General features: G+C 60.2%; 22 protein-coding genes and 4 tRNA genes. 10 read left to right on the top strand and 16 right to left on the bottom strand.

Annotated elements, in window-relative coordinates; translation table 11 throughout:
• The 6 genes from M0808_RS26040 to M0808_RS26015 all read right to left on the bottom strand — a co-directional run.
• Positions 1 to 2,150, bottom strand: a 2,150-nt coding sequence (locus M0808_RS26040) for a DUF6531 domain-containing protein (RefSeq protein ID WP_247842971.1), incomplete at its 3' end; no start/stop codon positions are given.
• A gap of 246 nt (positions 2,151 to 2,396) precedes the next feature.
• Positions 2,397 to 2,795 (bottom strand): sel1 repeat family protein, encoded by a 399-nt coding sequence (locus M0808_RS26035; protein WP_098967903.1) that lies wholly within the window; start codon positions 2,793 to 2,795, stop codon positions 2,397 to 2,399.
• A complete protein-coding gene (locus M0808_RS26030) occupies positions 2,796 to 3,167 on the bottom strand; it encodes a hypothetical protein (protein ID WP_003223109.1) in 372 nt (123 codons plus the stop codon).
• Positions 3,164 to 3,505 carry a helix-turn-helix transcriptional regulator gene (locus tag M0808_RS26025; protein ID WP_223008141.1) on the bottom strand — a complete coding sequence of 114 codons (342 nt, stop codon included), beginning with the start codon at positions 3,503 to 3,505 and terminating at the stop codon, positions 3,164 to 3,166. The genes M0808_RS26030 and M0808_RS26025 overlap by 4 nt, the downstream gene beginning before the upstream one ends.
• A gap of 112 nt (positions 3,506 to 3,617) precedes the next feature.
• Complete coding sequence (locus tag M0808_RS26020; RefSeq protein ID WP_135295265.1) at positions 3,618 to 4,073, bottom strand: YkvA family protein; 456 nt, start codon at positions 4,071 to 4,073, stop codon at positions 3,618 to 3,620.
• Positions 4,074 to 4,367: 294 nt separating this feature from the next.
• Positions 4,368 to 5,084 carry an FKBP-type peptidyl-prolyl cis-trans isomerase gene (locus tag M0808_RS26015; RefSeq protein WP_007966725.1) on the bottom strand — a complete coding sequence of 239 codons (717 nt, stop codon included), beginning with the start codon at positions 5,082 to 5,084 and terminating at the stop codon, positions 4,368 to 4,370.
• Between the two features lie 270 nt (positions 5,085 to 5,354).
• Between M0808_RS26015 and M0808_RS26010 the strand changes: the two genes are divergently transcribed.
• Both M0808_RS26010 and M0808_RS26005 read left to right on the top strand, forming a co-directional pair.
• The gene (locus M0808_RS26010; RefSeq protein ID WP_247842970.1) at positions 5,355 to 7,163 is read left to right on the top strand and encodes a di-heme-cytochrome C peroxidase; all 1,809 of its coding nucleotides are present in this window, start codon (positions 5,355 to 5,357) and stop codon (positions 7,161 to 7,163) included.
• A gap of 26 nt (positions 7,164 to 7,189) precedes the next feature.
• Positions 7,190 to 8,326 carry a catalase family protein gene (locus M0808_RS26005; RefSeq protein WP_247842973.1) on the top strand — a complete coding sequence of 379 codons (1,137 nt, stop codon included), beginning with the start codon at positions 7,190 to 7,192 and terminating at the stop codon, positions 8,324 to 8,326.
• 218 nt (positions 8,327 to 8,544) lie between these two features.
• On the opposite strand, the gene M0808_RS26000 is transcribed toward M0808_RS26005, so the two are convergent.
• The 4 genes from M0808_RS26000 to M0808_RS25985 form a co-directional block, all read right to left on the bottom strand.
• A tRNA-Asp gene (locus tag M0808_RS26000) sits at positions 8,545 to 8,621 on the bottom strand.
• Positions 8,622 to 8,640: 19 nt separating this feature from the next.
• Positions 8,641 to 8,716, bottom strand: a tRNA-Val gene (locus M0808_RS25995).
• Between the two features lie 199 nt (positions 8,717 to 8,915).
• A tRNA-Asp gene (locus M0808_RS25990) sits at positions 8,916 to 8,992 on the bottom strand.
• Positions 8,993 to 9,011: 19 nt separating this feature from the next.
• Positions 9,012 to 9,087 (bottom strand) — tRNA-Val (locus tag M0808_RS25985).
• 159 nt (positions 9,088 to 9,246) lie between these two features.
• Here M0808_RS25985 and rdgC point away from each other — a divergent pair.
• The 3 genes from rdgC (at position 9,247) to sugE (ending at position 11,713) form a co-directional block, all read left to right on the top strand.
• Entirely contained in the window at positions 9,247 to 10,167 is a 921-nt protein-coding gene (gene rdgC / locus M0808_RS25980; protein WP_003223096.1) for a recombination-associated protein RdgC, read from the top strand.
• Positions 10,168 to 10,313: 146 nt separating this feature from the next.
• A complete protein-coding gene (locus M0808_RS25975) occupies positions 10,314 to 11,279 on the top strand; it encodes a bile acid:sodium symporter family protein (protein WP_247842968.1) in 966 nt (321 codons plus the stop codon).
• 119 nt (positions 11,280 to 11,398) lie between these two features.
• Complete coding sequence (gene sugE / locus M0808_RS25970; protein WP_003223093.1) at positions 11,399 to 11,713, top strand: quaternary ammonium compound efflux SMR transporter SugE; 315 nt, start codon at positions 11,399 to 11,401, stop codon at positions 11,711 to 11,713.
• A 114-nt stretch (positions 11,714 to 11,827) separates the two neighbouring features.
• Here sugE and M0808_RS25965 read toward each other — a convergent pair whose 3' ends face one another.
• The 4 genes from M0808_RS25965 to M0808_RS25950 all read right to left on the bottom strand — a co-directional run bounded on the left by M0808_RS25965 (position 11,828) and on the right by M0808_RS25950 (position 16,607).
• Positions 11,828 to 13,702: an MFS transporter gene (locus M0808_RS25965; protein ID WP_247842966.1), complete on the bottom strand. Its 1,875-nt coding sequence runs from the start codon at positions 13,700 to 13,702 to the stop codon at positions 11,828 to 11,830.
• Positions 13,703 to 13,799: 97 nt separating this feature from the next.
• Positions 13,800 to 14,951, bottom strand: a complete 1,152-nt coding sequence (locus M0808_RS25960) for a TDT family transporter (protein WP_247842964.1) — start codon at positions 14,949 to 14,951, stop codon at positions 13,800 to 13,802.
• A gap of 105 nt (positions 14,952 to 15,056) precedes the next feature.
• Positions 15,057 to 15,368, bottom strand: coding sequence for a cupin (locus tag M0808_RS25955; RefSeq protein ID WP_247842962.1), 312 nt, complete (start codon positions 15,366 to 15,368; stop codon positions 15,057 to 15,059).
• Between the two features lie 51 nt (positions 15,369 to 15,419).
• On the bottom strand, positions 15,420 to 16,607 hold the full coding sequence (locus M0808_RS25950) for an MFS transporter (protein WP_247842960.1): 1,188 nt from the start codon (positions 16,605 to 16,607) through the stop codon (positions 15,420 to 15,422).
• Positions 16,608 to 16,698: 91 nt separating this feature from the next.
• On the opposite strand from M0808_RS25950, the gene M0808_RS25945 reads away from it, so the two are divergent.
• Together M0808_RS25945 and M0808_RS25940 are read left to right on the top strand one after the other, a co-directional pair.
• On the top strand, positions 16,699 to 17,241 hold the full coding sequence (locus M0808_RS25945) for a TetR/AcrR family transcriptional regulator (protein ID WP_247842958.1): 543 nt from the start codon (positions 16,699 to 16,701) through the stop codon (positions 17,239 to 17,241).
• A 222-nt stretch (positions 17,242 to 17,463) separates the two neighbouring features.
• Positions 17,464 to 20,934 carry a PAS domain-containing hybrid sensor histidine kinase/response regulator gene (locus M0808_RS25940; RefSeq protein WP_247842956.1) on the top strand — a complete coding sequence of 1,157 codons (3,471 nt, stop codon included), beginning with the start codon at positions 17,464 to 17,466 and terminating at the stop codon, positions 20,932 to 20,934.
• Positions 20,935 to 21,047: 113 nt separating this feature from the next.
• Here the strand turns inward: M0808_RS25940 and rmuC are convergent, their stop codons facing one another.
• Together rmuC and M0808_RS25930 are read right to left on the bottom strand one after the other, a co-directional pair.
• Entirely contained in the window at positions 21,048 to 22,412 is a 1,365-nt protein-coding gene (rmuC, locus tag M0808_RS25935; RefSeq protein WP_167734194.1) for a DNA recombination protein RmuC, read from the bottom strand.
• A gap of 175 nt (positions 22,413 to 22,587) precedes the next feature.
• Positions 22,588 to 22,911 carry a sel1 repeat family protein gene (locus tag M0808_RS25930; protein ID WP_081730279.1) on the bottom strand — a complete coding sequence of 108 codons (324 nt, stop codon included), beginning with the start codon at positions 22,909 to 22,911 and terminating at the stop codon, positions 22,588 to 22,590.
• 1,010 nt (positions 22,912 to 23,921) lie between these two features.
• Between M0808_RS25930 and M0808_RS25925 the strand changes: the two genes are divergently transcribed.
• The 3 genes from M0808_RS25925 (at position 23,922) to M0808_RS25915 (ending at position 26,321) form a co-directional block, all read left to right on the top strand.
• Positions 23,922 to 24,146: a hypothetical protein gene (locus tag M0808_RS25925; RefSeq protein ID WP_007962908.1), complete on the top strand. Its 225-nt coding sequence runs from the start codon at positions 23,922 to 23,924 to the stop codon at positions 24,144 to 24,146.
• A gap of 274 nt (positions 24,147 to 24,420) precedes the next feature.
• Complete coding sequence (locus tag M0808_RS25920; RefSeq protein ID WP_096797718.1) at positions 24,421 to 24,903, top strand: hypothetical protein; 483 nt, start codon at positions 24,421 to 24,423, stop codon at positions 24,901 to 24,903.
• 146 nt (positions 24,904 to 25,049) lie between these two features.
• Entirely contained in the window at positions 25,050 to 26,321 is a 1,272-nt protein-coding gene (locus M0808_RS25915) for an outer membrane protein transport protein (RefSeq protein ID WP_247842948.1), read from the top strand.
• The last annotated feature ends 107 nt before the right edge of the window (positions 26,322 to 26,428 follow it).

Below are 26,428 nucleotides of genomic sequence, written 5' to 3'. Positions count from 1 at the left end.
ACGTCGTCGTAGCGGTATTCGGTGACCGCGCCCAGAGGATCCTGCTCGGCGATCAGCCGGCCCTGATCGTCATAAGCCTTGAGGTGCTCACCGCCATCGGCCTCGACCTTGCGCACCAGCCGTGCGCTGTCGTCGTGGACGTAGGTTTCTTCGCTGCCATCGACGTAGTGCACCGCGACGCTGCCGTCATCGGCCCAGACGTAACGGGTGTCCATCTGCGCGAACGACGCCCAGTGCCGCACGCAGCGCGCCGCCTTGCCCGAGCGCTCCCACTCCCAGAAAAAGCTCGCGCCGCCGGTCAGTTGCCGCTGCAGGATGACGTGCTGATCGTCGTAGTCGTAACGCTCGCTGTCACCGACCGCGTTGGTCGCAGCCAACAAACGCTGACGGGCGTCGTAGCAATAACTGACCAGCGTTTGCTCGGTGCGCCAGCCATCAGCCTCAAGCACCTGGTAATCAACCGCGACCAGATGCGCCCGGTCGTAGCGCAACAACAGCGACCGACCCGCGCCATTGTCCAGGCGGAAAACCCGCTGTTGATGATCGCGATGCACCGTCAGACGATTGCCATACGCATCACTGACCGCCACCAGCCGCCCGGCACGAAAGTGATAAAACCGCGCTGTATCCCCGGCCAGCGCGAGGATCAGTTCCTCCGGTTCATCCCCGAGAAAAATCGCCGCCCGCGACAGGCTGTTGTGAATCGCCGGCCGCTCAACGCTGGGCAACGGAAACCGCGTGCGGCGGTTCTCGTGATCGACCCAGACCACCGCCTCGCCATCAAACTCCAGCCGATGCGCCAGCGAATGGCTCCAGCCAAACCCCAGCCCGACATCAACCTCCACCGCGCTGGTGCGGTACAACCGGGTGAACTCGAACGGCAGCAAACCATCGAGCGTGCCATCGGTCAGGGTCAGCAGCTCTTCGCCGGTGACCATCGACACCGGGCAACCGTTGGTGCAGGTCAGCGGCGCGCAATCGGCGCTGTCGCCGTTGGGGTTTTTCGCTTGATCGGGAGCGTTATCGTGGTGCTCGTTTTTCTTCAGGGCGGCATTGCGCTTCGCATCCCAGCGCAATTGCATGCGGCCCTTTTTCACCCCGGCGGCGATACCCCGCGCGGCGACAGTTTTGTACTGGTCGACGTAATGGATGAACGTGTTGACGATGCCGAACATCGCCTTGACCAGGCGTTTCACAACCGAGAGCAACTGGGCGGCGCGATCCGCCAGGCGTAGCGTCAGATAAGCGATGCCTGCGCCAGCTCCGACGAATGTCAACACAACGCCGATCAGCACATCGATCAGCACCTGCACGATCATCATCGACGCCGTTTCTGCGGTTTTGCCGGCGATCTGGCTGGGCGGCAGCATCTCCAGCCAGAGACTCGCCGCACGCAACAGCAAACACAGCGCCGCTTCATCACTGACCAGCAACTGCAGTTTCTGCATGACATCCGGAGCTGATTCCGCGAGATGAATCAGATCAGCCGCGCCGCTTCCCAGCCGCTCGGCAAATGCGCCTGGATCCTTGAGAATCTCCGACAGCATGCCGATGCTGTCCCATACCCCCTCGATCGCCGCCCAGCTCCCGGCGAGCATGCCGTTGCCCGCCGCCGTCGCCACCGACTGCGACCACTGCGGCTTGAACCCCTGCCACTCGCTGCGCAACCAGCCATCCAGCTCGCCGGTCAAGCCGTCGTAGGACTGGAACAGCGCCTCGATCTGCTCCGGGGTAACGTCGCTGTGCACCTGCACGCGATAGAACTTGCCTGGCGTACCGGCGAATGTTCCCCGGCCTTGCGCATCAAGTGCGACGGGGAAAGTTTGGCCATCATCCACCGCCACCACATCCACCACGATGTCGCCCAGCGGAATGTCGTACACCGACTCGAATTTGCTCTCGATCGCCAGCACCCCGCTTTTCGGGCACTGCACGACGCCGGTGGCAAACTCACTGTCGCCCGTGCTGACGGGGGTAACGCGATCACCGAAGCGGATGATCCGCTCCATGCCCATCAGCGACGGCAGGTCCGCCGCGTGGCTGACCTGGTCGGCCGCTTTGCTGAACCAATGCTCAAGCTGCTGGCGATAGAGGCTGAGGGTGTCGGGGAAGCTGTCGAGTTCCTGCTCGATACGGCTGACGGCTTCCATCAGCGCACGCGACGATGCGGGGTGGAATGAAAAACCGGGTCAAACATGAGCGTTCCCTCGCGCAAAAATTAGGCGCGGGGACTTTGCGGGGGATCAATCAGGAAAGAAGTCAGGCGAGTAGGTGTTTGCTGTAGGACTAATCCGCAAAAGGCTGATTACTACAAAACGTATAGCGATAAACGCAAACGTGGCGTGAGGTTTCCCTCACGCCACGTTTATCAAGCGATACAAAATGATTTACCGGGTTTAATCCCGAGCGCTCAATTCTTTGAGTTTGAGCTCGGCCAACGGGTGACCGGCCTTGGCGGCCAACGTCCACCAGCGCGCCGCTTCGGCCGGATCCGGCGCTTTGCTCGGCGTACCGGCCAAGCTGATCACGCCGACCTGATAAGCCGCTTTGCCATCACCGGCGAGCGCCGCCAGACGCAACAGCCGCACCCCCTCTTCGCGGGCACCCAGGCCAACCCCGCGAAACGTCAGAATGTGCCCATAAAAGCTCTGCGCACCGACATCGCCAAGATTGGCCATGCGCGCAAACTGCCCTTCGAGCCAGCGCCAGCCTCTGGGCTGGCGGACAAACCACGACCAGTGAAACAGCCTGCGGGCCAACCAGTAACTGGCCGACGCCTTGAGTCGTAAGAACACTCAGGCCTCCGCCGATTCCGGGTACTCGTATTCGAAAACTCTGACCACTTCCGACGCATGCCAAGAGGCAGCCGCGACGCCATCGGAGGGCCCGGAAAATCGTCCAAGACGCTCGACACATTCAAAGAAACCGGTACGTGGCAAGCGGCTGGCCCCCTGACTGATTACCAGCGAACTGCGCAATGGCTGTTCGGCCTTGGCGTCCAGTGCGGCCAGATGCTCAAGTGCCGCGGTCAGCGTCTGCATCGCCGGCGTCGGCAGTTGCAAACGTTCGAGCAAGGCTCGATAGGTCAACAGATGGCGCTGTCTGCGCGCCTGATCCAGCTCCCCGAGCAATCCGTCCCAATGTTGACGACTGATGCGTACGCTCACGATTCATCCCTCCAACCCGGCACCGTCAGTTCCCAGGCCAGGCTGCGACGAATCGCGGCGTCAGGTTGACGCTCGCCGCTTTCGATCATGGCCAGATAAGACGGGCTGATGCCTACCGTGCGGGCCAGCGCCTCAATGGCGATGCCCTTCCCTTCGCGCAAACTGCGTAGTTGATCCAGACCTGGAAGAATCGGGTCTGGCGTTGCGGCGGCCGGCGCTGGCGCCCGCTGCGGCGGTGTTTCGTTGATGCCTGCTGCTTTCAGTAGAGCCTGATACTGGACCCATGGCAGAACCGCATACTCGGGTTCGCCATCGCGTGCAATTATCTGAATATCCATGACTACCCCGTAGGACAACAACACTTAGCGAGTCGGCACTTTTCCCTAGAAGTGTAATCCTAACAGCGGCCAAGGTCGCGGGGGGTATCTATCTGTCTGCAGGCGAAGTGAATCAGGGCTTTTTCGGGCCCTGAAGCTGAAGTTGCTCGGGGGTATCAGGCAGGCGCTCGACCACCGCAAGTTTTTCCGGCTGCTGGCGGTTGCGCCAGAGCCGAAAAGCATTGAGCTCATCGTCGAGGGTTTTCATCAGCCAGGCCAGAACGGCGATGTCATCGAGCATGCCGAACACCGGGATGAAATCCGGGATCGCATCCACCGGACTGAGGAAGTACATCAGCCCCGCTACCACCGAAACCATGGCTTTCGGGCTGATGGCCCGATAGTCGCCACGCCAGTAGGCCAGGCACAGTGCCTGGAGCAGACGCAGATCATCCTTGAGTTTGCCAAGGCGATTGCCTTGCGCGGCACCTTTGCTCGCCACCGCGAACAACAGGGTCGGCAGACGCCCACGCGCCAGCAATCGACCGGCGAGGGGCAGAAATCGGGCGAAATTCCACGGCGCTTTCATCTATTTCTCCCGTTGAAATGTTATCCACACAAATTGTGGATAACCTTGTGAACAGAGCTGCATTTCAGCGCTGAAAGCCCCGTTTTATAAGGGCCGCGCTCAGATCGGGCGTTTTTTACTCACATAAAAAACCCCAATATTTCATTGACTTGGCGGCTCAGGGCGTCTAGCGCTGGCAGCCTCAATCTCTAGGACTGCTGTAAGCGCCATCCGTTCGCTCTGTTTACCGCCAGCATCGTCCAGATGCAACAACGCCCCGCATAAGCGAGGCGTTGTCTTCGAAGCTACAGCCGATTACTTGGCGGCGGCGTCTTCTTTGGCTGGATCCTTGATGGCCAGCAGTTCCAGGTCGAAGACCAGAACCGAGTTGGCCGGGATTGCCGGGCTTGGCGATTGCGCGCCGTAAGCCAGATCGCTAGGGATGTACAGTTTGTACTTCTCGCCAACGTGCATCAGTTGCAGACCTTCAACCCAACCCGGGATCACACCGCTGACCGGCAGATCGATCGGGCTGCCACGTTCAACAGAGCTGTCGAACACGGTGCCGTTGGTCAGCTTGCCGGTGTAGTGAACGGTCACTACGTCGGTAGGCTTAGGCTGTGGGCCGTCGGCTTTCTTGACCACTTCGTACTGCAGACCGGAAGCGGTGGTGGTGACACCAGGCTTCTTGCCGTTTTCTTCGAGGAATTTCTTGCCGGCGGCTGCCGACTCTTCGCTCATCTTGGCCATGCGCTCTTCAGCACGCTTTTGCAGCGCGGCGAAGGCTTCGACCAGTTCTTCGTCTTTCAGCTTCTGTTCTTTCTTGCCGACGGCATCTTCGATGCCCTGGGCTACCGCTTTGGAGTCCAGATCATCCATGCCTTCCTGAGCAAGGCTCTTGCCCATGTTCAGGCCGATACCGTAGGAAGCTTTTTGCGCCGGGGTTTTCAGCTCTACGCTGGTCTGCGAATCACAACCCGCGAGGACCAGGCTAACCAGGGCTACCGCCGCCGCCAACCGATGCTGTTTCATGCTATTTCCTTGTTCATGCGCCGAAAGGGCAATCGAGTAAAGCCGCGAGCTTATCAGGCCGCCACGACCAATGGCTACCGGCATGAGAGCAGGAAATGTCCGATAAGTTCAGGGATTAAAACGCATTCGGGCCAAGGGACGATGAAGCTTCTGTCATCTGGAGCTGACAAGGGCTGATGAGACTTCCTACGACAGTTGGCGTAATGGCCACTTGCCGCACCTGCAACAGCTGAGGCATAACAAGGCAACAACTCGACAAGGATGTTTATCTTGCGCCTCTTATACCGTGTGCTGGCACTGATCATTGTGCTGCTGGGCCTGGCTCTGGCAGTGATTCTGTACTACGTCGCCAACCCGAAACTGCCCTTCTATACCCCCGCCCAACAGGTGCATTACCTGCAGCAGTGGAGCGAGGAGGAACGCCAGACCTACTACTTCACGCCGCAGGGCACACAGGTCAAAGGCCTGCGCTATGAATGGTTCGAGGCGCTGGAACTGCCCTTCTCTCAGCAGCGTTTCGCGTCCCCGGAATACCTCGCACGCTTCGGTTTTCTGGTTGATCCACAGCAGAAAGCCACGTCGAACAACCCCGGCAATCTGCCGGTCGGCTTCGCCCGCCACGCGAATCCCGGTGGCAGCGAGCAATATCTCGATATCACCTGCGCTGCTTGCCACACTGGCGAATTGCGCTTCAAAGGCCAGGCCGTGCGAATAGACGGTGGTTCGGCGCAACATGTCTTGCCTTCCAGCGTTCCGACATTGCGCGGCGGCAGTTTCGGACAGGCATTGGTCGCCAGTCTGACCTCGACTTACTACAACCCATGGAAGTTCGAGCGTTTCGCCAAAAATGTTCTGGGCGATGACTACGAGACACGCCACGAGCAACTGCGCAAAGACTTCAAGCAATCGCTGAACATCTTCCTCAAAGTCGCCTGGAACGACACGCATCGCGGCCTCTACCCTACCGAAGAAGGCCCGGGCCGCACCGACGCATTCGGCCGCATCGCCAACGCCACCTTCGGCGACGCGATCTCCCCCGCTAACTACCGCGTGGCCAACGCACCGGTGGACTACCCGCAACTGTGGGACATGTGGACGTTCGACTGGGTGCAGTGGAACGGCTCGGCGCAGCAACCGATGGCGCGCAATATCGGTGAGGCGCTGGGGGTCGGCGCCACGCTGAATTTCTTCGACAGCAACGGTCAGCCACTGCAGGGCGCTGCGCGTTATGCCTCCAGTGTGCGCGTGCGCGATCTGCACCAAATCGAAGAAACCCTGCAACGCCTGCAACCACCGGCCTGGCCGGAGGATGTCCTGGGCGCCATCGACAAACCGCTGGCCGCCAAGGGCCGCGCGCTGTTTGCCGAGAACTGCGCCGGTTGCCACGCGCCGCGTAAGACTCAGGAGGGCGAGCGCTGGGTGCAGCATTTGCACATGCTGTCGGTGGAGGTGATCGGCACCGATCCGAATGCAGCGACCAACATTGCCAACCACCGTTTCGACCTGACGCCGCTGCAATGGGACCTGAAGGAGTTGGAGCAGATGGATGTGAAGTTGCATCCGACGCCCTCCGAACCACTGGATCTGAGCCAGCTATCGGTGGCCAAGGGCCTGGCCTACGTCACCGCGTTCGTCGAGAACCGCGCCTATCGCGAGGCCGGCGTCACCCCGCAGGAAAAACCCCAACTCGACGGCTTCGGACTGCCGATCGGCGTACGCGAAAAGGTCGCCTACAAGGCCAGGCCGTTGGCCGGCATCTGGGCCACTGCGCCGTTTCTGCACAACGGTTCAGTACCGAGCCTTTATCAACTGCTGTCACCGCAGGATGAGCGCGCCACGACGTTTTATAAAGGTTCGTTCGAATATGACCCGCGCCATCTGGGCTATCGCACCGAAGCCTTTACTAATGGCTTTCTGTTCGACACGCGGATTAGCGGCAACCACAACAGCGGTCATGAATTCCGCGCCGGCGAGCGCGGCAGTGGGGTCATCGGCCGACTGCTGCAACCAGAGGAGCGCTGGGCCTTGCTGGAATACCTGAAAGTACTGGGCGGGCCGTTGGAGGCGCAATTGCCATGAGGATCGACCCGTATAAAAGACCGTCGATGTTCGCCCGCGTCTGGATGTGGCTGGGGCGTCTGCTGGGCAAAACCCTGCTGGCATTGCTGATTATCGGCCTGCTGGGCTGGGCCATCGCGAGCGCATGGTTCGTCTGGCAACACAGAGGCCCGGTATCAGCGCAGGAACAGGTTCCCGCCGGTGAAGCGGCGATGACCCAGGACGTGATCCAGACCGCCGTACGCATCGTCGATCAACACCGTGAAGGCACCCGTTATCTGCGCGACGCGCATGCCAAGGCCCATGGTTGCGTGAAAGCCGAAGTGACGGTGCTGCCGGAACTGACACCGGCGCTGCGCCAAGGTGTTTTCACCGAACCAGGCAAAACCTGGCAGGCGATGATTCGCCTGTCCAATGGCAACGCCTACCCGCAGTTCGACAGCATCCGCGATGCCCGGGGCATGGCAATCAAACTGCTCGATGTGCCCGGCAAACCATTGCTGGGCGACCGTCAGCAGCGCCACGAGCAAGACTTCGTGATGTTCAGCCACCCGAACTTCTTTGTCAGCGATGTCGCCGAGTATCGTCAGAATGTGGCGGCTCAGGCTGATGGCAAAAAGATCATGGCGTTCTTTCCTGGCTGGGATCCGCGCAACTGGCAGATCCGCCACTTGTTCATCGCCTTGGCGACCCTGGCGCCGCCACCGAACAGCCCGACGGCGACCACGTACTTTTCGGTATCGCCCTACAAATTCGGGGAGGCAAATGTGAAGTTTCGAGTCGCGCCGGATCCGGACAATTGCCCGGCGTATGCCCTGCCCCCGCAAAACCACGACCTGCCGAATTTCCTGCGCAGCGCCTTGAACCAGCAACTGTCGACGGATCGGGTGCCAGCGTGTTTTGTGCTGCAGATCCAGCGTCAGGATGCGAACAGGTACATGCCAATCGAGGACACCAGCATCGAATGGCGCGAGCAGGATTCACCGTTCGAAAGTGTGGCGCGAATCACCCTGCCTGCGCAGGACTTCGACACACCGGCATTGAATCTGGCGTGTGACAACCTGTCGTTCAATCCGTGGTTTGGTATCGAAGCGCATCGGCCAATTGGCGGGATCAACCGCTTGCGCAAAGCGGTGTATGAGGCGGTGAGCGATTATCGGCACAGTCGCAATGCCGAACAGTGAGAAGACGAGGAGATGATTTGTGGTGAGGGGATTTATCCCCGATGGGATGCGAAGCAGCCCCAGCTTCAAGACTTTCGGCCTGCTGCGCAGGCCATCGGGGATAAATCCCCTCGCCACACAGGCATTGCAGAAATTCGCAAATCACAGACAGCAAAAAGCCCGCACTAGGCGGGCTTTCTGTGGTGACCTGGCGTTCAGTGGGTCCAGGTGACCGAATATGGCGCAGCGGACGGGACTCGAACCCGCGACCCCCGGCGTGACAGGCCGGTATTCTAACCGACTGAACTACCGCTGCGCGAAACGCTTGAAACGAATGGTGGGTGATGACGGGATCGAACCGCCGACATTCTGCTTGTAAGGCAGACGCTCTCCCAGCTGAGCTAATCACCCTTCGCTTCGTTACGGGGCGCATTATGCCACAAGTTTTCGTAATGTGTTGATTTAATTGAAGTTTTTTTCAAAAAAATCCGAAAACCGGTGAAACGACACAAACCCGATGGAACAAGGTACAAACTTGAGACAGAAAAAAACCCGCTTCAGCGGGTTTTTCCGTGGTGACCTGGCGTTCAGTGGTCCAGGTTACCGAATATGGCGCAGCGGACGGGACTCGAACCCGCGACCCCCGGCGTGACAGGCCGGTATTCTAACCGACTGAACTACCGCTGCGCTAAACACTTGAAACGAATGGTGGGTGATGACGGGATCGAACCGCCGACATTCTGCTTGTAAGGCAGACGCTCTCCCAGCTGAGCTAATCACCCTTCGCTTCGGTGTGGCGCGCATTCTACGGAGCGACCCAACCTCTGGCAAGCACTTTTTTAATTAATTTTCTCAGGCCTTCCAAAGGCTTAGAGAAGGGTTGGCCTATGACCCGGCGAAGACAATAATGCCCCCCTTTGTATAAAGGAGAGACTCACCCCATGTGGTTCAAAAACCTGCTTATCTATCGCCTGACCCAAGACCTGCCTGTCGATGCCGAGGCGCTGGAAACTGCACTGGCCACCAAACTGGCGCGTCCATGTGCAAGCCAGGAGTTGACCACCTACGGTTTCGTCGCGCCATTCGGCAAAGGCGAAGATGCGCCACTGGTGCACGTCAGCGGTGACTTCCTGCTGATCGCTGCGCGTAAAGAAGAACGCATTCTGCCGGGCAGCGTCGTGCGCGACGCGGTCAAGGAAAAGGTCGAAGAGATCGAAGCCGAGCAGATGCGCAAGGTCTACAAGAAGGAGCGCGATCAGATCAAGGATGAAATCATCCAGGCGTTCCTGCCGCGCGCCTTTATCCGTCGTTCGTCGACCTTCGCTGCCATCGCGCCGAAACAGGGCCTGATCCTGGTCAACTCGGCCAGCCCGAAACGCGCCGAAGACCTGCTCTCCACAATGCGTGAAGTGCTGGGCACCCTGCCCGTGCGTCCGCTGACCGTGAAAACCGCGCCGACCGCCGTGATGACCGAGTGGGTCACCACCCAGCAAGCGGCCCCGGACTTCTTCGTTCTGGACGAGTGCGAGCTGCGCGACACCCACGAAGACGGCGGCATCGTGCGTTGCAAGCGTCAGGACCTGACCAGCGAAGAAATCCAGCTGCACTTGAGCACCGGTAAAGTCGTGACTCAGTTGTCGCTGGCCTGGCAGGACAAACTGTCGTTCATGCTCGATGACAAGATGACCGTCAAACGCCTGAAGTTCGAAGACCTGCTGCAGGATCAGGCGGAACAGGACGGTGGCGACGAGGCCCTAGGCCAACTGGACGCCAGCTTCACCCTGATGATGCTGACCTTCGGCGACTTCCTGCCGGCGCTGGTGGAAGCGTTGGGCGGTGAAGAGACTCCGCAGGGGATCTAAAACCCTTGTGAAATCCCAATGTGGGAGCGGGCTTGCTCGCGAAAGCGGTGTGTCATTCAACATTAACTTGGCTGACCCGCCGCTTTCGCGAGCAAGCCCGCTCCCACAATTGGTTTTGTGGTGTAACTAATAATAAGGAACAGGCCATGCGCGCACTGGCTGCACTGAGCCGCTTTGTCGGCAACACTTTCGCTTACTGGGTTCTGATTTTCGCGGTGATCGCGTTCCTGCAACCGGCGTGGTTTCTCGGTCTCAAGGGCGCGATCGTGCCTCTGCTGGGACTGGTGATGTTCGGCATGGGCCTGACCCTCAAACTCGATGACTTCGCTGCCGTCGCCCGCCATCCGTGGCGCGTGGCTTTGGGCGTGGTCGCACATTTCGTGATCATGCCCGGTGTGGCGTGGTTGCTCTGCCAGATCTTCCACCTGCCGCCGGAAATCGCGGTCGGGGTGATTCTGGTCGGCTGCTGCCCAAGCGGCACCTCTTCCAACGTCATGACCTGGCTGGCCCGCGGCGATCTGGCACTGTCGGTGGCGATTGCCGCCGTCACCACCCTCCTCGCTCCGCTGCTGACCCCGGCGCTGATCTGGCTGCTGGCTTCGGCGTGGTTGCCGGTTTCGTTCATGGAGTTGTTCTGGTCGATCCTGCAAGTGGTGCTGCTGCCAATCGTGCTCGGCGTGGTTGCGCAACGGCTGCTCGGCGACAGGGTGCGCCACGCGGTGGACGTGTTGCCGCTGGTGTCGGTGGTCAGCATCGTGATCATCGTCACCGCCGTGGTGGCCGCCAGTCAGGCGAAAATCGCCGAATCCGGTCTGCTGATCATGGCCGTGGTGATGCTGCACAACAGCTTCGGCTACTTGCTGGGTTACTTCACCGGACGCCTGTTCAAGTTGCCACTGGCGCAGCGCAAGTCGCTGGCGCTGGAAGTCGGCATGCAGAACTCGGGGTTGGGCGCGGCCTTGGCCAGCGCGCACTTTTCGCCGCTGGCGGCGGTGCCGAGCGCGTTGTTCAGCGTCTGGCACAACATTTCCGGGGCGTTGCTCTCGACGTACTTCCGGCGCATGAGCGAGAAAGAAGACCGTGAGGCGCTAGCGCAGCAGCCAGCCGACTGACCGGCAAACTTGATCCCCGGATTAATGCTCGGCAGACTGTTGCGCTACGCGGGGACGACCCTGCGGCTCGATCGAGTTATCAATCTGGGGACGGCCCCGTCAATCGATGGAGGTCTCTCATGTCCTGGATCATTCTGTTTTTCGCCGGCCTGTTCGAAGTCGGCTGGGCCGTCGGCCTGAAATACACCGACGGCTTCACCCGCCCACTCCCCACCGTCCTGACCGTTGCGGCCATGGCCATCAGCCTTGGCCTGCTGGGTCTGGCAATGAAGGAATTGCCGCTGGGTACGGCTTATGCAATCTGGACCGGCGTCGGTGCCGTGGGCACGGTGATTGCCGGGATCATTCTGTTTGGCGAGTCGATGGCATTGATTCGGCTGGCCAGTGTGGCGTTGATCATTACCGGGTTGATTGGTCTCAAGGTCAGCGCCTAGGCCACTATCGCTTTCGCGAGCAAGCCCGCTCCCACATTCAACCTCGTTCTGTCAGAGGAATACGGTCAACTGTGGGAGCGGGCTTGCTCGCGAAGGGTTCCTTGAAGTCAGCGACTATCTGACTGCCCCACGCAACGCCCCCACCATCCCCTGCAATTTCGCCGGCTGCGCCGCCTCAACCTCGACCGCCGAACCCGCCACCAACGTCACCCGCGACCACAACCGCTTGAACAGCCCCTTGTTCGGATCGCGGCTGAAGAAACTCCCCCACAACCCTTGCAACGCCAGCGGAATCACCGGCACCGGGGTTTCTTCGAGAATCCGCGTCAGGCCGCCCTTGAACTCGTTGATCTCACCATCGGTAGTCAACTTGCCTTCGGGGAAGATGCACACCAGCTCACCGTCCTTCAGATACTGGGCAATCCGGGTGAAGGCTTTTTCGTAGATCTGGATGTCTTCGTTGCGTCCGGCAATCGGAATCGTCCCCGCCGTGCGGAAGATAAAGTTCAGCACCGGCAGGTTGTAGATTTTGTAGTACATGACAAAGCGAATCGGCCGACGCACCGCACCGCCAATCAGTAGCGCATCGACGAACGACACGTGGTTGCACACCAACAGCGCCGCGCCCTCGTCCGGGATCGCCTCGAGGTTGCGGTGCTCGACGCGGTACATGGAATGGCTGAGCAGCCAGATCATGAAACGCATGCTGAACTCGGGGACGATCTTGAAGATGTAGGCGTTGACGCCGATGTTCAGCAGCGACACCACCAGGAACAATTGCGGAATCGACAGTTTGACCACACTCAGCAACACGATCGAAACGATCGCCGAGACCACCATAAACAGTGCGTTGAGAATGTTGTTGGCGGCAATCACCCGCGCCCGCTCGTTCTCGGCGGTGCGCGACTGGATCAACGCGTACAGCGGCACGATATAGAAACCGCCAAAAATGCCGAGGCCGAGAATGTCGACCAGCACCGCCCAGGTATGCGCAAAGCCCAGCACTTCAGTCCAGCTGTGGCCGGTGACGCTCTCCGGGATTCCGCCGGAATGCCACCACAGCAACAGGCCAAACACAGTCAGACCGAACGAGCCGAACGGCACCAGACCGATCTCGACCTTACGCCCGGAGAGCTTCTCGCAAAGCATCGAACCCAGCGCAATCCCCACCGAGAACACGGTAAGAATCAGCGTGACCACGGTTTCATCGCCGTGCATCCATTCCTTGGCGTAGGCCGGGATCTGCGTCAAGTAAATCGCCCCGACAAACCAGAACCACGAGTTGCCGACAATCGAACGCGACACCGCAGGCGTCTGGCCCAGACCGAGTTTCAGCGTGGCCCAGGACTGGCTGAAGATGTTCCAGTTCAGACGCATTTCCGGCGAGGCCGCCGCCGCGCGCGGAATGCTGCGACTGGCGAGATATCCCAGCACCGCAATCCCGACAATCGCGGTCGACACCAGTGGCGCGTAATGGGTCGAGGACATGATGATCCCGGCGCCGATGGTCCCGGCAAGAATCGCCAGGAACGTGCCCATCTCCACCAGACCGTTGCCGCCGACCAGCTCATCCTCGCGCAACGCCTGCGGCAGGATCGAATACTTCACCGGCCCGAACAGCGCCGAATGCGTGCCCATGGCGAACAGCGCCACCAGCATCAGCGACAGGTGATCGAACAGGAAACCGATCGATCCTACGGCCATGATCGCGATTTCCGCGAGTTTGATCAGACGGATCAGCGCGTCCTTGGCGAATTTTTCCCCGAACTGCCCGGCCAACGCCGAAAACAGAAAGAACGGCAGGATAAACAGCAGCGCGCACAGGTTGACCCAGATCGAACGGTCACCTTCGATGGTCAGCCGATACAGAATGGCGAGGATCAGCGATTGCTTGAACACGTTGTCGTTGAACGCGCCCAGCGACTGCGTGATGAAAAACGGCAGAAAGCGCCGAGTGCGAAGCAGGTTGAACTGTGAGGGGTGACTCATCTTCCGTGTTTCCCTGAGGTCGGTAGAGAATGGCCTGGATCTGCTTATTGGAATCTCGATCGGCGATCCAGGCCACACCTTACCTAAACTTTTCAGGTTATTTCTTCAACCCTGCAATACAAGGTGAGACAAACAGCTCACCGCGCCACGCGCCTTGCACGGTGCGTTTACCGACGATCAGCCACATCACCGCCAGCAGGCTCACCAGCATGCAGCCGACCACGCTGAAAAAACCCAGGTTCAGCGTGCTGGCGAGCTTGAGGGTCGCCAGCGAATACACGCCCAGCGGGAAGGTAAAACCCCACCAGCCGAGGTTGAACGGGATGCCGTCACGCAGGTAACGCGCGGTGATCAGCAGTGCCATCAACATCCACCACAAGCCGAAGCCCCACAGGGTGATACCGGCGACCAGCCCCACGCCTGCAGCGATTTCACCGATGCCCGGCAGCCCGTTGGCGGCGAAGATCGCTGGTGCATCAGCACCCAGCAGCAACATGCCCAACGCACCAGTGCCGATCGGACCGAGGGCCAACCAGCTTGAGGCGGCCATGTTTTCGTGAGGCAGTTTATGCAGGGCCATGCGCAGCAAAAGGATAGTCAGAATGCTGAACGCCACCGGCAGGGAAAAAGCCCAGAGCACGTAGCTGGTGGTCAGCACCACCAGTTGTGCATGGGCATCAGCCAGATGCGGAGCGAGCAAGCCGCCACTGGCCGCCGCCACCTCCGCCGCCACCACCGGCAACAGCCAGACAGCAGTCATCTGGTCGATGCTGTGTTCCTGGCGGGTAAACATCATGTAGGGGATCAACACACCGCAGGCCAGCGACATCGCCACGTCGAGCCACCACAGCACTTCGGCCAAATGAATCACGCCTTCGCCCCAGCGTGGCAGGCCGAACAGCAGAAAGCCGTTAATGATGGTCGCCAGGCCCATGGGGATGGTGCCGAAGAACATCGAAACAGTGGAATGGCCGAAGATCCGCCGCGCTTCATCGAAGAATAGAATCCAGCGTGCGGCATAGGCGAAGGTAAACAGACTGAACAAGAGAATGTTGAACAGCCACAAACCTTCGGCCACCGCGTGCAACCCGGGGATCGCCACCGGCAATTGCGCCAGCGCCAGGGCCAGCACGCCGGTGCCCATGGTCGCGGCGAACCAGTTCGGGGTGAATTGACGGATCACTTCACGCGGATGCTGAAGCTGACTGAACGGCTTGATGCCGAGTTTGGCGGTGTTGGGGCAAGTCATCATGAACTCCTTTCCTCAGGTGAGGTTGAGCTCATCGTAGAACCGAATCGAATATCTATATAACGGGTAATTTCTCTATCTGTTATCTACTTTACAGATAAGGAGTCAGACACTGCCTTCGCTTTCAATTACCAGAATCCGCGCCACCCCCTGCGGATGCGCAACGTGCTCAGTGCCGACTGAGGCGTAGAAGATGTCCCCGACCTCAAGCAGCGCCTGCTTTTCTTCACCCTGTTCGCGATAGCGCATCTGCACCTGACCATCAAGCACCACGAACACTTCCTCACCATCGTTGACGTGCCATTTGTACGGCTGATCAGTCCAGTGCAGGCGCGTGGTGATGCCGTTCATGTTGGCAATGTCCAGCGCACCCCAGGCACGCTCGGCGGTGAACGACTTGCTGCGGATAATCTTCATCTGTCGATCCGTGAAAAGAAGGCCGGACAAAGGTAACTGAAACCATCACGTTTATGGAGTGCTGCAAGCCTTCACTGCTTGCGGGCGCAGGCTGAGCAACAGCGCGGCGACGGCCAGGACGATCAATCCGGCGCCGTAGCCGTCGGTGGTCGCCAGCAACCCATAGGCTCGGGTCAAATGCCCAGCCAGCAACGCCGGCAAGCAGAACGCCAGATAACTCAGCGCGTAGTACGCCGACATCAAACCGGCCCGTTCATGCGGTAGGGCCAACGGCACCAGGCTGCGCACCGCGCCGAGGAAACCCGAGCCAAAGCCGCAACCGGCGACCAGTGTGCCGAGGAAAAACAGCGCCAGACTGGCGCTGTGCACGCCGAGCAAAATCAGCAGCACGCCGATAGGCAGCAGACTGGCGCCGATTTGCAGGGCTTTGCCGGCGGGACGATTGCGCAAAGTGAAGATCATCAAGGCTCCGGTCACGGTCAGCGCCGAGACAGTCGCGCCGCCGATCAGGTTCGACGTCGAGCCGGTGGCGGTGCGCACCAGCGACGGTGCCAGCGAGGCAAAAAAACCGCCGAGGGCCCAGGTTGCGGTGTTCAGCGGCAGCACCCGCCACAAGGTCGAACGCGCCTGAACCGGCACATGCAGGGTCGGCCGCAGCGAAGCCCAGGCCCCGGCTTGCGGGGTGACGCTTTCCGGCAGACGCCAGACGTACACCGCCTGCAACACAAACAGCGCCAGCAGCAGCCAGTAGGTCAATTGCAACGGCGCGGGTGCGAACTCGGCCAGCAAACCACAGCCCATGCTGCCCAGCGCCATACCAAGCAACGGTGCGACGCTGTTGATCAATGGCCCTTGTTGGCGATCGGTGTCGAGCAGTGTGGCGCTCAAAACGGCGGTGGCCATGCCGGTGGCGAAACCTTGCAGCACGCGGGCGCTGATCAGCCAGGCAACACTGTCGGCGCTGATAAACAGCACCATCGCCAGCGCATTGAGCAGCACGGCAGTGAAAATCACTGGTTTGCGCCCCAGATGATCGGACAGCGAACCGACCGTCAACAGCGCCGCCAGCAGACTCAGGGCATACACGCCGAAAATCAGGGTCAGCACCGCTGCCGAGAAGTGCAGTTGATCCTGATACAGGTGATACAACGGCGTCGGCGCCGTGGAAGCGGCGAGAAAACTGAGTAAGGTGATCGCCAGAAAAATCAGGCTGCCACGGTTGGAAGCAAGGCTGGTCATGGGCACACTCCGCAAAAGCTAATTTTTTGCTTTTGCGGAGTGTGCTCCCGGCTTTGGCTTAAAGCAAATTCTTTGTGTTAAGGTCTGGCGCATGGCTATTAAAGAAGGTTTACGCCCCGGTGGCCGCAGTGCCCGGGTGCAAGAGTCGATTCATTCGGCAGTCCGCGCACTTCTGCAAGAACAGGAGCGCAGCACCGTGACCGTGCCGCAAATTGCGGCGCGCGCGGGAGTGACGCCGTCGACGATCTATCGGCGATGGGGTGATTTGGCGGCGTTGCTCGCAGACGTCGCCCTCGCCCGCATGCGCCCTGACAGCGAACCGGCGGTGACCGGTGACCTGCGCGGTGATATCCGCGCCTGGGCCGAGCAATATCTGGACGAAATGAGTTCGGAGCCGGGGCGCAACATGATGCGCGACGTGCAGGCCAGCGCCACGCCGGGGTACTGCGTGACGATTCTTGGCGCGCAGTTGCAGACCATCATCGAGCGTCACACTGACGAGCCGGCGCCGAGCGTTGATCATCTGATCAATCTGGTGGTGGCGCCGGTGGTGTTCCGGATTCTGTTTTCGGCGGCGGCGCTGGAGGTGGATGAGCTGCATCGGTTGATCGATATCGCACTGCGACAGGACTGACGCCTTCGCGAGCAGGCTCACTCCTACAATTGGAATGCGTTCCACCTGTAGGAGTGAGCCTGCTCGCGATGGGGCCTGACGAGTCACCATAAAACCACCCGGTTTCAAACCTGCGACACCCCGCCACGCCACGACCTTGGTCGACACTGACTAACCGCCATACTCATGCGAGACTGTCCGCCCGGGCAGGACTGCCGGGGAGTCTTTTGTCGGGAGTGTTGCATGTCGTTGTCCACCGGGCTGATCGCCGCCGTCGCCCTGGCCTATATGGCCATCATGTTCGCCATCGCCTTCTACGGCGACCGTCGCAGCACGCCGTTGCCGCCCCGGATGCGCGCGTGGGTGTACAGCCTGTCACTGGCGGTTTATTGCACCAGTTGGACGTTCTTCGGCGCGGTTGGTCAGGCGGCGGAACAGCTGTGGTCATTCCTGCCGATCTACCTCGGGCCGATCCTGTTGCTGCTGGGCGCGCCGTGGGTCCTGCAGAAAATGGTGATGATCAGCAAGCAGGAGAACATCACCTCGATTGCCGACTTCATCGCCGCGCGCTACGGCAAATCTCAATCGCTGGCGGTGGTGGTGGCGCTGATCTGTCTGGTTGGCGTCCTGCCCTATATCGCTCTGCAACTCAAAGGCATCGTCCTTGGCGTGAATCTGCTGATCGGCGCCGGGGCCGACGCCATGGGCACCCGCGCCCAGGACACCGCGCTGATCGTCTCGCTGGTGCTGGCGCTGTTCACCATCGTCTTCGGTACGCGCAACCTCGATGCCACCGAGCACCACCGCGGCATGGTACTGGCGATTGCGTTTGAATCGCTGGTCAAGCTGTTCGCCTTTCTTGCCGTTGGCGCGTTCGTGACCTACGGGCTGTACGACGGTTTTGACGACCTGTTCAATCAGGCGATGCTCGCGCCGCGCCTCGAGGAATACTGGAAGGAAACGATTAACTGGCCATCGATGGTGGTGCAGACCGGGGTGGCGATGATGGCGATCATTTGCCTGCCGCGGCAGTTTCACGTCACGGTGGTGGAGAACATCGACCCGCAGGACCTGCGTCTGGCCAAGTGGGTGTTCCCGGCGTATCTGGCGCTGGCCGCGCTGTTCGTGGTGCCGATCGCCCTCGCCGGACAGATGATGCTGCCGAGTCACGTGTTGCCCGACTCGTTCGTGATCAGCCTGCCGCTGGCCCAGGCCCATCCGGCCCTGGCGTTGCTGGCGTTCATCGGCGGCGCGTCGGCCGCCACCGGCATGGTGATCGTGGCCAGCGTAGCGCTGTCGACCATGGTCTCCAACGACATGCTTTTGCCGTGGTTGCTGCGCCGTAACAACGCCGAGCGCCCGTTCGAAGTGTTCCGCCAGTGGATGCTTTCGGTGCGCCGCGTGAGCATCGTGCTGATTCTGTTGCTGGCCTACGTCAGTTACCGCTTGCTCGGCTCCACCGCGAGCCTGGCGACCATCGGCCAGATCGCCTTCGCCGCCGTCACCCAACTGGCCCCGGCGATGCTCGGCGCGCTGTACTGGAAGCAGGCCAACCGTCGCGGGGTTTTCGCCGGTCTGGCCGCCGGTACGTTCCTCTGGTTCTACACGCTGATCCTGCCGATTGCCGCCCACAGTCTCGGCTGGTCGCTGAGCACGTTCCCGGGCCTGGCGTGGCTGCACAGCAACCCGCTGAACCTGCCGATCACTCCGCTGACCCAAGGTGTGGTGCTGTCGCTGGCGGGCAATTTCACGTTGTTCGCCTGGGTTTCGGTGCTGTCGCGTACGCGAGTCTCGGAACACTGGCAGGCCGGGCGCTTCATCGGTCAGGAAATCAGCGCGCGGCCGAGTGCGCGTTCGATGCTCGCAGTGCAGATCGACGATTTGCTGCAACTGGCGGCGCGCTTTGTCGGTGAGGAACGCGCGCGGCAGAGCTTCATTCGTTTCGCCTACCGCCAGGGCAAGGGCTTCAATCCTAACCAGAATGCCGATGGCGAATGGATCGCCCACACCGAACGTCTGCTGGCCGGTGTGCTCGGCGCTTCGTCGACGCGCGCGGTAGTAAAAGCCGCGATTGAAGGTCGGGAAATGCAGTTGGAGGACGTCGTCCGGATCGCTGACGAAGCCTCGGAAGTGCTGCAGTTCAACCGCGCCCTGCTGCAAGGCGCGATCGAGAACATCACCCAGGGCATCAGCGTGGTCGACCAGTCGCTGAAGCTGGTGGCCTGGAACCGCCGCTATCTGGAGTTGTTCAACTACCCGGACGGTTTGATCAGCGTCGGCCGACCGATTGCCGACATCATTCGCTACAACGCCGAACGTGGCCTGTGCGGCCCCGGCGAAGCGGAAGTCCACGTCGCCCGGCGCCTGCACTGGATGCGTCAGGGCCGTGCGCACACGTCCGAACGCCTGTTCCCCAATGGCCGGGTGATCGAGCTGATCGGCAACCCGATGCCCGGCGGCGGTTTCGTCATGAGTTTCACCGACATCACCGCGTTCCGCGAAGCCGAGCAGGCGCTGACTGAGGCCAACGAAGGTCTGGAGCAACGGGTCAGCGAGCGCACGCAGGAGTTGTCACAGCTCAACGTCGCGCTGACCGAAGCCAAGGGCCATGCCGAGGCCGCGAATCAGTCGAAAACCCGTTTCCTCGCCGCCGTCAGCCATGACTTGATGCAGCCGTTGAACGCCGCGCGCCTGTTCTCTGCCGCCCTCTCCCATCAGGACGACGGCTTGAGCAGCGAGGCGCAGAAACTGGTGCAACACCTCGACAGTTCGCTGCGTTCGGCAGAAGACCTGATCAGCGACCTGCTGGATATTTCCCGCCTGGAAAACGGCAAGATCAACCCGGATCGCAAGTCGTTCGCGCTCAATGAGCTGTTCGATACGCTCGGCGCCGAATTCAAGGCGCTGGCCCAGGAACAAGGCCTGAAGTTCCGTGTGCGCGGCAGCCAGTTGCGCATCGACAGCGACATCAAATTGCTGCGGCGGATTCTGCAGAACTTCCTGACCAACGCTTTCCGCTACGCCAAAGGGCCGGTGTTGCTAGGCGTGCGCCGTCGCGGCAGTGAATTGTGTCTGGAAGTGTGGGATCGCGGGCCGGGGATTCCGGAAGACAAACAACAAGTGATTTTCGAGGAGTTCAAGCGCCTCGACAGCCATCAGACCCGCGCCGAAAAAGGCCTCGGCCTGGGCCTGGCGATTGCCGACGGTTTATGTCGCGTGCTCGGCCATACCCTGCGCGTACGCTCGTGGCCGGGACGCGGCAGCGTGTTCAGCGTCAGCGTGCCATTGGCCCGGACGCAAGCGCTGCCGCAGAACGCCGCGGTGGAGTTGAACGGCAAGCTGCTCAGTGGCGCGCAGGTGCTGTGCATCGACAATGAAGACAGCATTCTGATTGGCATGAACAGCCTGCTGAGCCGTTGGGGCTGTCAGGTGTGGACGGCGCGTAATCGCGAGGAATGCGCGGCGTTGCTGAATGAGGGTGTGCGGCCGCAATTGGCACTGGTCGACTATCACCTCGACCACGGCGATACCGGAACCGAGCTGATGGCGTGGTTGCGCACCACGTTAGGCGAGCCGGTGCCGGGGGTGGTGATCAGCGCCGATGGCCGCCCGGAGACGGTGGCGCAGGTGCATGCGGCGGGGCTGGATTATCTGGCCAAACCGGTGAAACCGGCGGCGTTGCGGGCGTTGCTGAGTCGGTATGTGCCGCTGTAACCGTTTGACTTGAGTGTTGCAGCGCTACCGCTGACGCCTTCGCGAGCAAGCCCGCTCCCACCTTTGGAATGCATTTCACTGTGGGAGCGAGCCTGCTCGCGAAGCTCTTCGGGTTATTCCGGGATTTCGACCAGCCCATCGACATCGGTCATCGCCCGCTCCAGCAGATCCGCCGGCAAACTCTTGCTGGCCCGCGCGCCGAGCAATTTGAGCTGCTCACTGCGGCTGACCAGGTTGCCGCGCCCTTCCGTGAGTTTGTTGCGCGCCGAGCTGTAGGCCTTGTCCAGCTGTTGCAGGCGATTGCCGACTTCGTCCAGATCCTGAATGAACAGCACGAATTTGTCGTACAGCCAGCCGGCACGCTCGGCGATTTCCCGCGCGTTCTGGCTTTGCCGCTCCTGCTTCCACAGGCTATCGATCACCCGTAACGTCGCCAGCAACGTGGTCGGGCTGACGATCACGATGTTGCGGTCGAACGCTTCCTGGAACAACGCCGGCTCGGCTTGCAGGGCGGCGGAAAATGCCGCTTCGATCGGCACGAACAGCAAGACGAAATCGAGGCTGTGCAGGCCTTCCAGACGCTTGTAATCCTTGCCGGCGAGGCCCTTGACGTGGCTGCGCAGAGACAGCACGTGCTGCTTGATCGCGACCTGGCCGAGGGTGTCATCTTCGGCGGCAACGTACTGCTGATAGGCAGTGAGGCTGACCTTGGAGTCGACCACCACCTGCTTGTCGCCCGGCAGGTAAATGATCACATCCGGCTGGAAGCGCTCGCCGTCCGGCCCCTTGAGGTTGACCTGAGTCTGGTACTCGCGACCCTTCTCCAGACCCGCGTGTTCCAGCACCCGCTCAAGAATCAGCTCACCCCAGTTGCCTTGGGTCTTCTGGCCTTTGAGGGCGCGGGTCAGGTTGGTCGCTTCGTCGCTCAGGCGCAGATTCAGCGCTTGCAGACGCTCCAGCTCCTTGGCCAGCGAGAAGCGTTCGCGGGCTTCGGCCTGATAGCTTTCTTCCACGCGTTTTTCGAAGGATTGGATGCGTTCTTTCAGCGGATCGAGCAACTGCCCGAGGCGCTGTTGACTGGTCTCGGCAAAACGCTGTTCACGTTCATCGAAGATCTTCCCTGCCAGCTCGGCGAATTGCGCGCGCAGCTCATCGCGCGAGCCTTGCAGGTCGTTGAGGCGTTGTTGATGGCTTTCCTGTTGCTCGCGCAGTTCGGCGTTGAGCGACGCGGCCTGTGCGTCGAGACGCCGCAATTCGGCCTCTTTGTTGGCACGCTCGATGTTCCACGCGTGGGAAGCGTCACGGGCGTCATCACGCTCGATCTGCAGCAGCTCGACTTCGCGGCGCAGGGCCGCCAGCTCCGCCTGTTTGGCGGCATTGGCCTGGCCGAGGTCGACGATTTCATCGCGGCTGGCTTCAAGTTGGGCGTTGAGCCCGTCCTGCGCCAGTTGCGCCATGGCCAGACGCTCTTCGAGCAAGGCGACCTCGGCTTGCCGATCACTGGCCCGCCGCTGCAGTTGCCAGGCCAGCGCCAGCAGCGGCAATCCCGCGCCCGCCAGACCCAGCAACACGCTGGTCAAGTCCATAGCCATAGCCACTCCTGCCGATTCGATAAAGCCTGAAGGTTAACCAAGGCGTGGAGCGTTGGACAGCTCAGTCTTCGAGCAGACCGAGTTCCCGTTGTGCACGACGGTCGCCGGCGCGGGCGGCCTGGCGCAGCAGATCCTGCCCGATGCGCCGATCACGGGCATTGCCGCACTCGCGGCACATCAATTGGCCGAGACGACTTTGCGCGGCGACCACGCCTTCGCGCGCCGGTTGCTTGAGCAGACGTCCCGCCAGATGCTTGGCATTACGGCTATCGCCCAGGCGCGGGCTGTCGAGCAGCCATTCGGCCACACGCACGGAAAATCGCTTGGGAGGGGTAACACGAGGGTGTTCGGAGGTAACAGAGTCTGATACTGAGCGAAACTTCATAAAACACTGTGGGACAGATCGGAAGGCGCGCCACTCTACTCTCTTTTTCGTACAGGTAAAGTCGAAAAAAACCCGGCACGCCCGTCCTAGAGCAAGCGCTAGGGACAATCCACAGAAGCTGTGGATAACTCAGTGGACAACCGCTCCCGAACCTCCGCAAAGCCTTGTGGAATGGGGCTCGCAGTCAAACTGACGATTTTTTCACCAACAAAAAAAGACGATATTTTTCATTGACTTAAACTTTTGATACAGGCAGCCATCGGGGTCAGGATTGATATGACAGCAAGGTTACCGTCTGCGCAACTAATGTGCACAAGTACCTGTTACCCGGTTATATCGATGCGCTTTTTTGGCCCGTTTTGCGCCTCGGACTGGGGATAAGCGGGTTGGCGCTGGGCATGGCTGCACGCTTTTGTGGCGACGGATGGTTTCTTCGCGAGCAGGCTCGCTCCTACAATCGGCCCCGTTCTCCTGTGGGAACGAGCCTGCTCGCGAAGGGGCCAGCCCTGTCCCCGGTGATCCGCGCCACCGACCGAAATCTTTTTTTGCCGCCGGGTTTGCATTGCCCAGGACGTTCCGTTACTATCCGCGGCGTTAGTACCAAGCTGAAAGTCAATTCCGGTCGAACACATCCCCACGGTCAACCTTCTTCCCAGAAGCCCTTCACCGAAAAAAGCGGGAACGACCCCTCGATGGTTTCCAGGTAAATCTTGCGCCGACACTGCCTTTGAATGAATGCAAAGGGTGTTGCGAAGACCACTTACTCTGACCGAACCAGCCTGCAAATTGATCAGGATCTTCACCCCGGGCCCAGAACCTTTGCCCTCGATGTGTTGCCTGTCCTCCTAAGTACCTACCTGCCAGCCCAAGCGCGCCAACTTATCAGCGCTTCAAACTGGCTGCTTTGTTCCAGTCGGGTTCTTTGTTCGACCAATGGTGGTCGACATTACTGGAACGTTTTAACGTTGCACGGTTCTTATCCGTGTCATTTGTAGGAACACCTAATAACTATGTCTACTCAAATCCAGACTCAGGATGCCATTCGCACCCTAACCAACGCTTTTGCCCCAATGAACTGCCTGATCATGGCCGCTCGCAAAGGCTGCTTCAGCTTCACCGTGGTCAATGAACACGGGATCGCTCGCCACAGCGAGCGTCTGTACCCCGATCAATACTCCAGCGCCGAACCGCTGCAGGCCATTATTGATCGTACGCGTCAGGCATTGATTGCCTGAGAGCCGAAAAGGCTGCAAAAGCAAAAGCCCCGCACAAAATGCGGGGTTTTTTATTGCCCGATATTTCGCTTTTAGCCATTCACGCCTAAGCACCTTCGGATATAACGCCTGTGGCTCGCTGCCGGAAATATTTTAAAAACAGGCCTTTACGTCGTGAATATGACACTACACTTCAACTCAAGCGGCTTGATCCGCTTTCGGCGAGCCTGAGTCGATCCACCGCTGCCAAGGCCCCTTCAGGTATCGCCGCCCAATTACAAGAATCGAGGGCATTATGGGTATCGCTGCCAGCGAACTGTGCCGCTATGTGATCCGTCCCACACTGATTTATCTGGGACGCCACTGCGCAACTGCCGAATCCCTGCTGCTGGGCATTGCCGCCAGCCAGTCCGCCCTCGGTTCCGCCCTGCATGACCGCCGTGGCCACGGCCTCTACCGGATTGCCGAGCACCGCCACCAGGCCCTTTGGGATCACTATCTGGCACTCGATCCGGAGCGTGCGAGCCTGGTTCGCGGCCTCGCCAGCCAACATGCTTTTTTGAGCGGCCCGCACCTGGAATTGACCGTCAACCTGCGTTACGCCACCGCCATCGCCTGGCTGCTGGTAGAAGAACAACACACCACCCTCCCCGCCCCGGACGATCTGCTGGGCATGGCGCGAATCTGGCGTCAGACCTTCCAGCCGCAAGGTCGTCTGCGCGACTTCACCTACGCCTGGCAAACCTGTGTTTCACCGGTGAATCAGGTCGCGTGTTGACTGGCGAGTTTCAGAAGATCGCTCAACAGGTCGCGAATCTGGTCGGATTGTCCTACAAAACCGCTCTAACTCAAGCCATACGGACTATAGCGCTGGGACGAAAATGTTGGTAATTTTCGCCCCGGTGATCACCAGGAGTTCTAATAATGAAAAAAGTCATGCTCAAAACCACCCTTAGCCTCGCCGTTACCATGGCATCCACCCAGATCTTCGCAGCTGGCTTTGCCATCAACGAACACAGCATCAGCGGGATGGGTACTGGTTACGCTGGGCGATCCTCTTCTGCCGACGACGCAAGCACTGTATATGGCAACCCTGCCGGCATGTCGCGCCTCACGCGCGAACAAGTCACTGGCGGTGTTGCATTTCTCGATGCCAAGACCGATATCAGCGACGCCAGCTCCAGCCCTAACGGCGGCAGCAACAAAGGCGACATGGTGCCCTTCACCTCCGTACCTATGGGCTTCTACGTCAAACCGATCGACGAGCATTGGGCATTCGGCCTCGGCGTGTACGTGCCGTTCGGCCTGATTACCGACTACGAAAAAGGCTTTGCCGGCCGCTACTTCGGCAGCAAGTCCGAAGTCCAGGTCATCACCTTCCAGCCGACTGTCAGCTATAAGTTCAACGACGTGGTCTCGGTAGGTTTCGGTCCGACCATCAACCGCATCGACGGCACCCTCGAGTCGAACCTCTCGGTGACTCAGTTGGCGCCGGACGGCAAGGTCAAGATCAAGGGTGACGACACCGCGCTGGGCTACAACATCGGCGTACTGGTACAGGCCACCGACACCACTCGCCTGGGTCTGACCTACCACTCGAAAGTCGACTACAAGCTCGAAGGCAACACCAAGGTCAACTACGGCGCACTGGCTGCAGTCGGTCTGGGTGCCAGCCAGAAGTACGACGCTTCGCTGAAGATCACCACCCCTGAATCCGTGGACTTCTCGGTTACTCAGGCGATCAACGACCGCTGGAACGTCTATGCCGGTTCGACCTGGACCCGCTGGAGCCAGTTGAAGAAAATCACCGTTGAAAACTCCGGCGTACAGCCGCTGCTGGCCGGCCAGTTCGGCGAGATCACCGAAGAGCAGAACTGGCACGACTCCTGGGCTTACGCCGTGGGCACTTCGTACCAGCTGAACAAGGAATGGGTACTGCGTACCGGTCTGACCTTCGATCAGTCGCCGACCAACAACGTCGACCGTTCGCCACGCATTCCTACTGGCGACCGCACCATTTTCAGCATCGGTGCCGGCTGGAGCCCGACCGAAGACCTGACCATCGACGTGGCTTACTCGTACCTGAAGGAAGAGTCGGTCAAGATCCACAACCAGAACGATCGTGGCCAGACCTACGATGCCAAGTATGAAAACTCGGCAAACGGTTTCGGTGTTGGCGCAACTTACCGCTTCTGATGCTGCACGGCGAGGCTAAACCCTCGCCCACAGAAAAGCCCCGCTCTCTTTACAGAAAGCGGGGCTTTTTAATACCTGCTCAAACACCCCAGATCAAATGTGGGAGC

Source organism: Pseudomonas sp. MWU12-3103b (assembly GCF_023100615.1).
Classification (GTDB): Bacteria; Pseudomonadota; Gammaproteobacteria; order Pseudomonadales; family Pseudomonadaceae; genus Aquipseudomonas; species Aquipseudomonas putida_A.
This window is presented reverse-complemented; position numbering and strand designations above follow the sequence as displayed.

Coding starts and splice junctions, on each gene's coding strand:
- M0808_RS25940 (WP_247842956.1), top strand. CDS start 17,464: ATGTCGTTGTCCACCGGGCTGATCGCCGCCGTCGCCCTGGCCTATATG.
- sugE (WP_003223093.1), top strand. CDS start 11,399: ATGTCCTGGATCATTCTGTTTTTCGCCGGCCTGTTCGAAGTCGGCTGG.
- M0808_RS25955 (WP_247842962.1), bottom strand. CDS start 15,368: ATGAAGATTATCCGCAGCAAGTCGTTCACCGCCGAGCGTGCCTGGGGT.
- M0808_RS25945 (WP_247842958.1), top strand. CDS start 16,699: ATGGCTATTAAAGAAGGTTTACGCCCCGGTGGCCGCAGTGCCCGGGTG.
- M0808_RS26025 (WP_223008141.1), bottom strand. CDS start 3,505: ATGGATATTCAGATAATTGCACGCGATGGCGAACCCGAGTATGCGGTT.
- M0808_RS25975 (WP_247842968.1), top strand. CDS start 10,314: ATGCGCGCACTGGCTGCACTGAGCCGCTTTGTCGGCAACACTTTCGCT.
- M0808_RS26020 (WP_135295265.1), bottom strand. CDS start 4,073: ATGAAAGCGCCGTGGAATTTCGCCCGATTTCTGCCCCTCGCCGGTCGA.
- M0808_RS25960 (WP_247842964.1), bottom strand. CDS start 14,951: ATGACTTGCCCCAACACCGCCAAACTCGGCATCAAGCCGTTCAGTCAG.
- M0808_RS26015 (WP_007966725.1), bottom strand. CDS start 5,084: ATGAAACAGCATCGGTTGGCGGCGGCGGTAGCCCTGGTTAGCCTGGTC.
- M0808_RS25920 (WP_096797718.1), top strand. CDS start 24,421: ATGGGTATCGCTGCCAGCGAACTGTGCCGCTATGTGATCCGTCCCACA.
- M0808_RS25965 (WP_247842966.1), bottom strand. CDS start 13,702: ATGAGTCACCCCTCACAGTTCAACCTGCTTCGCACTCGGCGCTTTCTG.
- M0808_RS25930 (WP_081730279.1), bottom strand. CDS start 22,911: ATGAAGTTTCGCTCAGTATCAGACTCTGTTACCTCCGAACACCCTCGT.
- rdgC (WP_003223096.1), top strand. CDS start 9,247: ATGTGGTTCAAAAACCTGCTTATCTATCGCCTGACCCAAGACCTGCCT.
- M0808_RS25925 (WP_007962908.1), top strand. CDS start 23,922: ATGTCTACTCAAATCCAGACTCAGGATGCCATTCGCACCCTAACCAAC.
- M0808_RS26005 (WP_247842973.1), top strand. CDS start 7,190: ATGTTCGCCCGCGTCTGGATGTGGCTGGGGCGTCTGCTGGGCAAAACC.
- M0808_RS25950 (WP_247842960.1), bottom strand. CDS start 16,607: ATGACCAGCCTTGCTTCCAACCGTGGCAGCCTGATTTTTCTGGCGATC.
- M0808_RS25915 (WP_247842948.1), top strand. CDS start 25,050: ATGAAAAAAGTCATGCTCAAAACCACCCTTAGCCTCGCCGTTACCATG.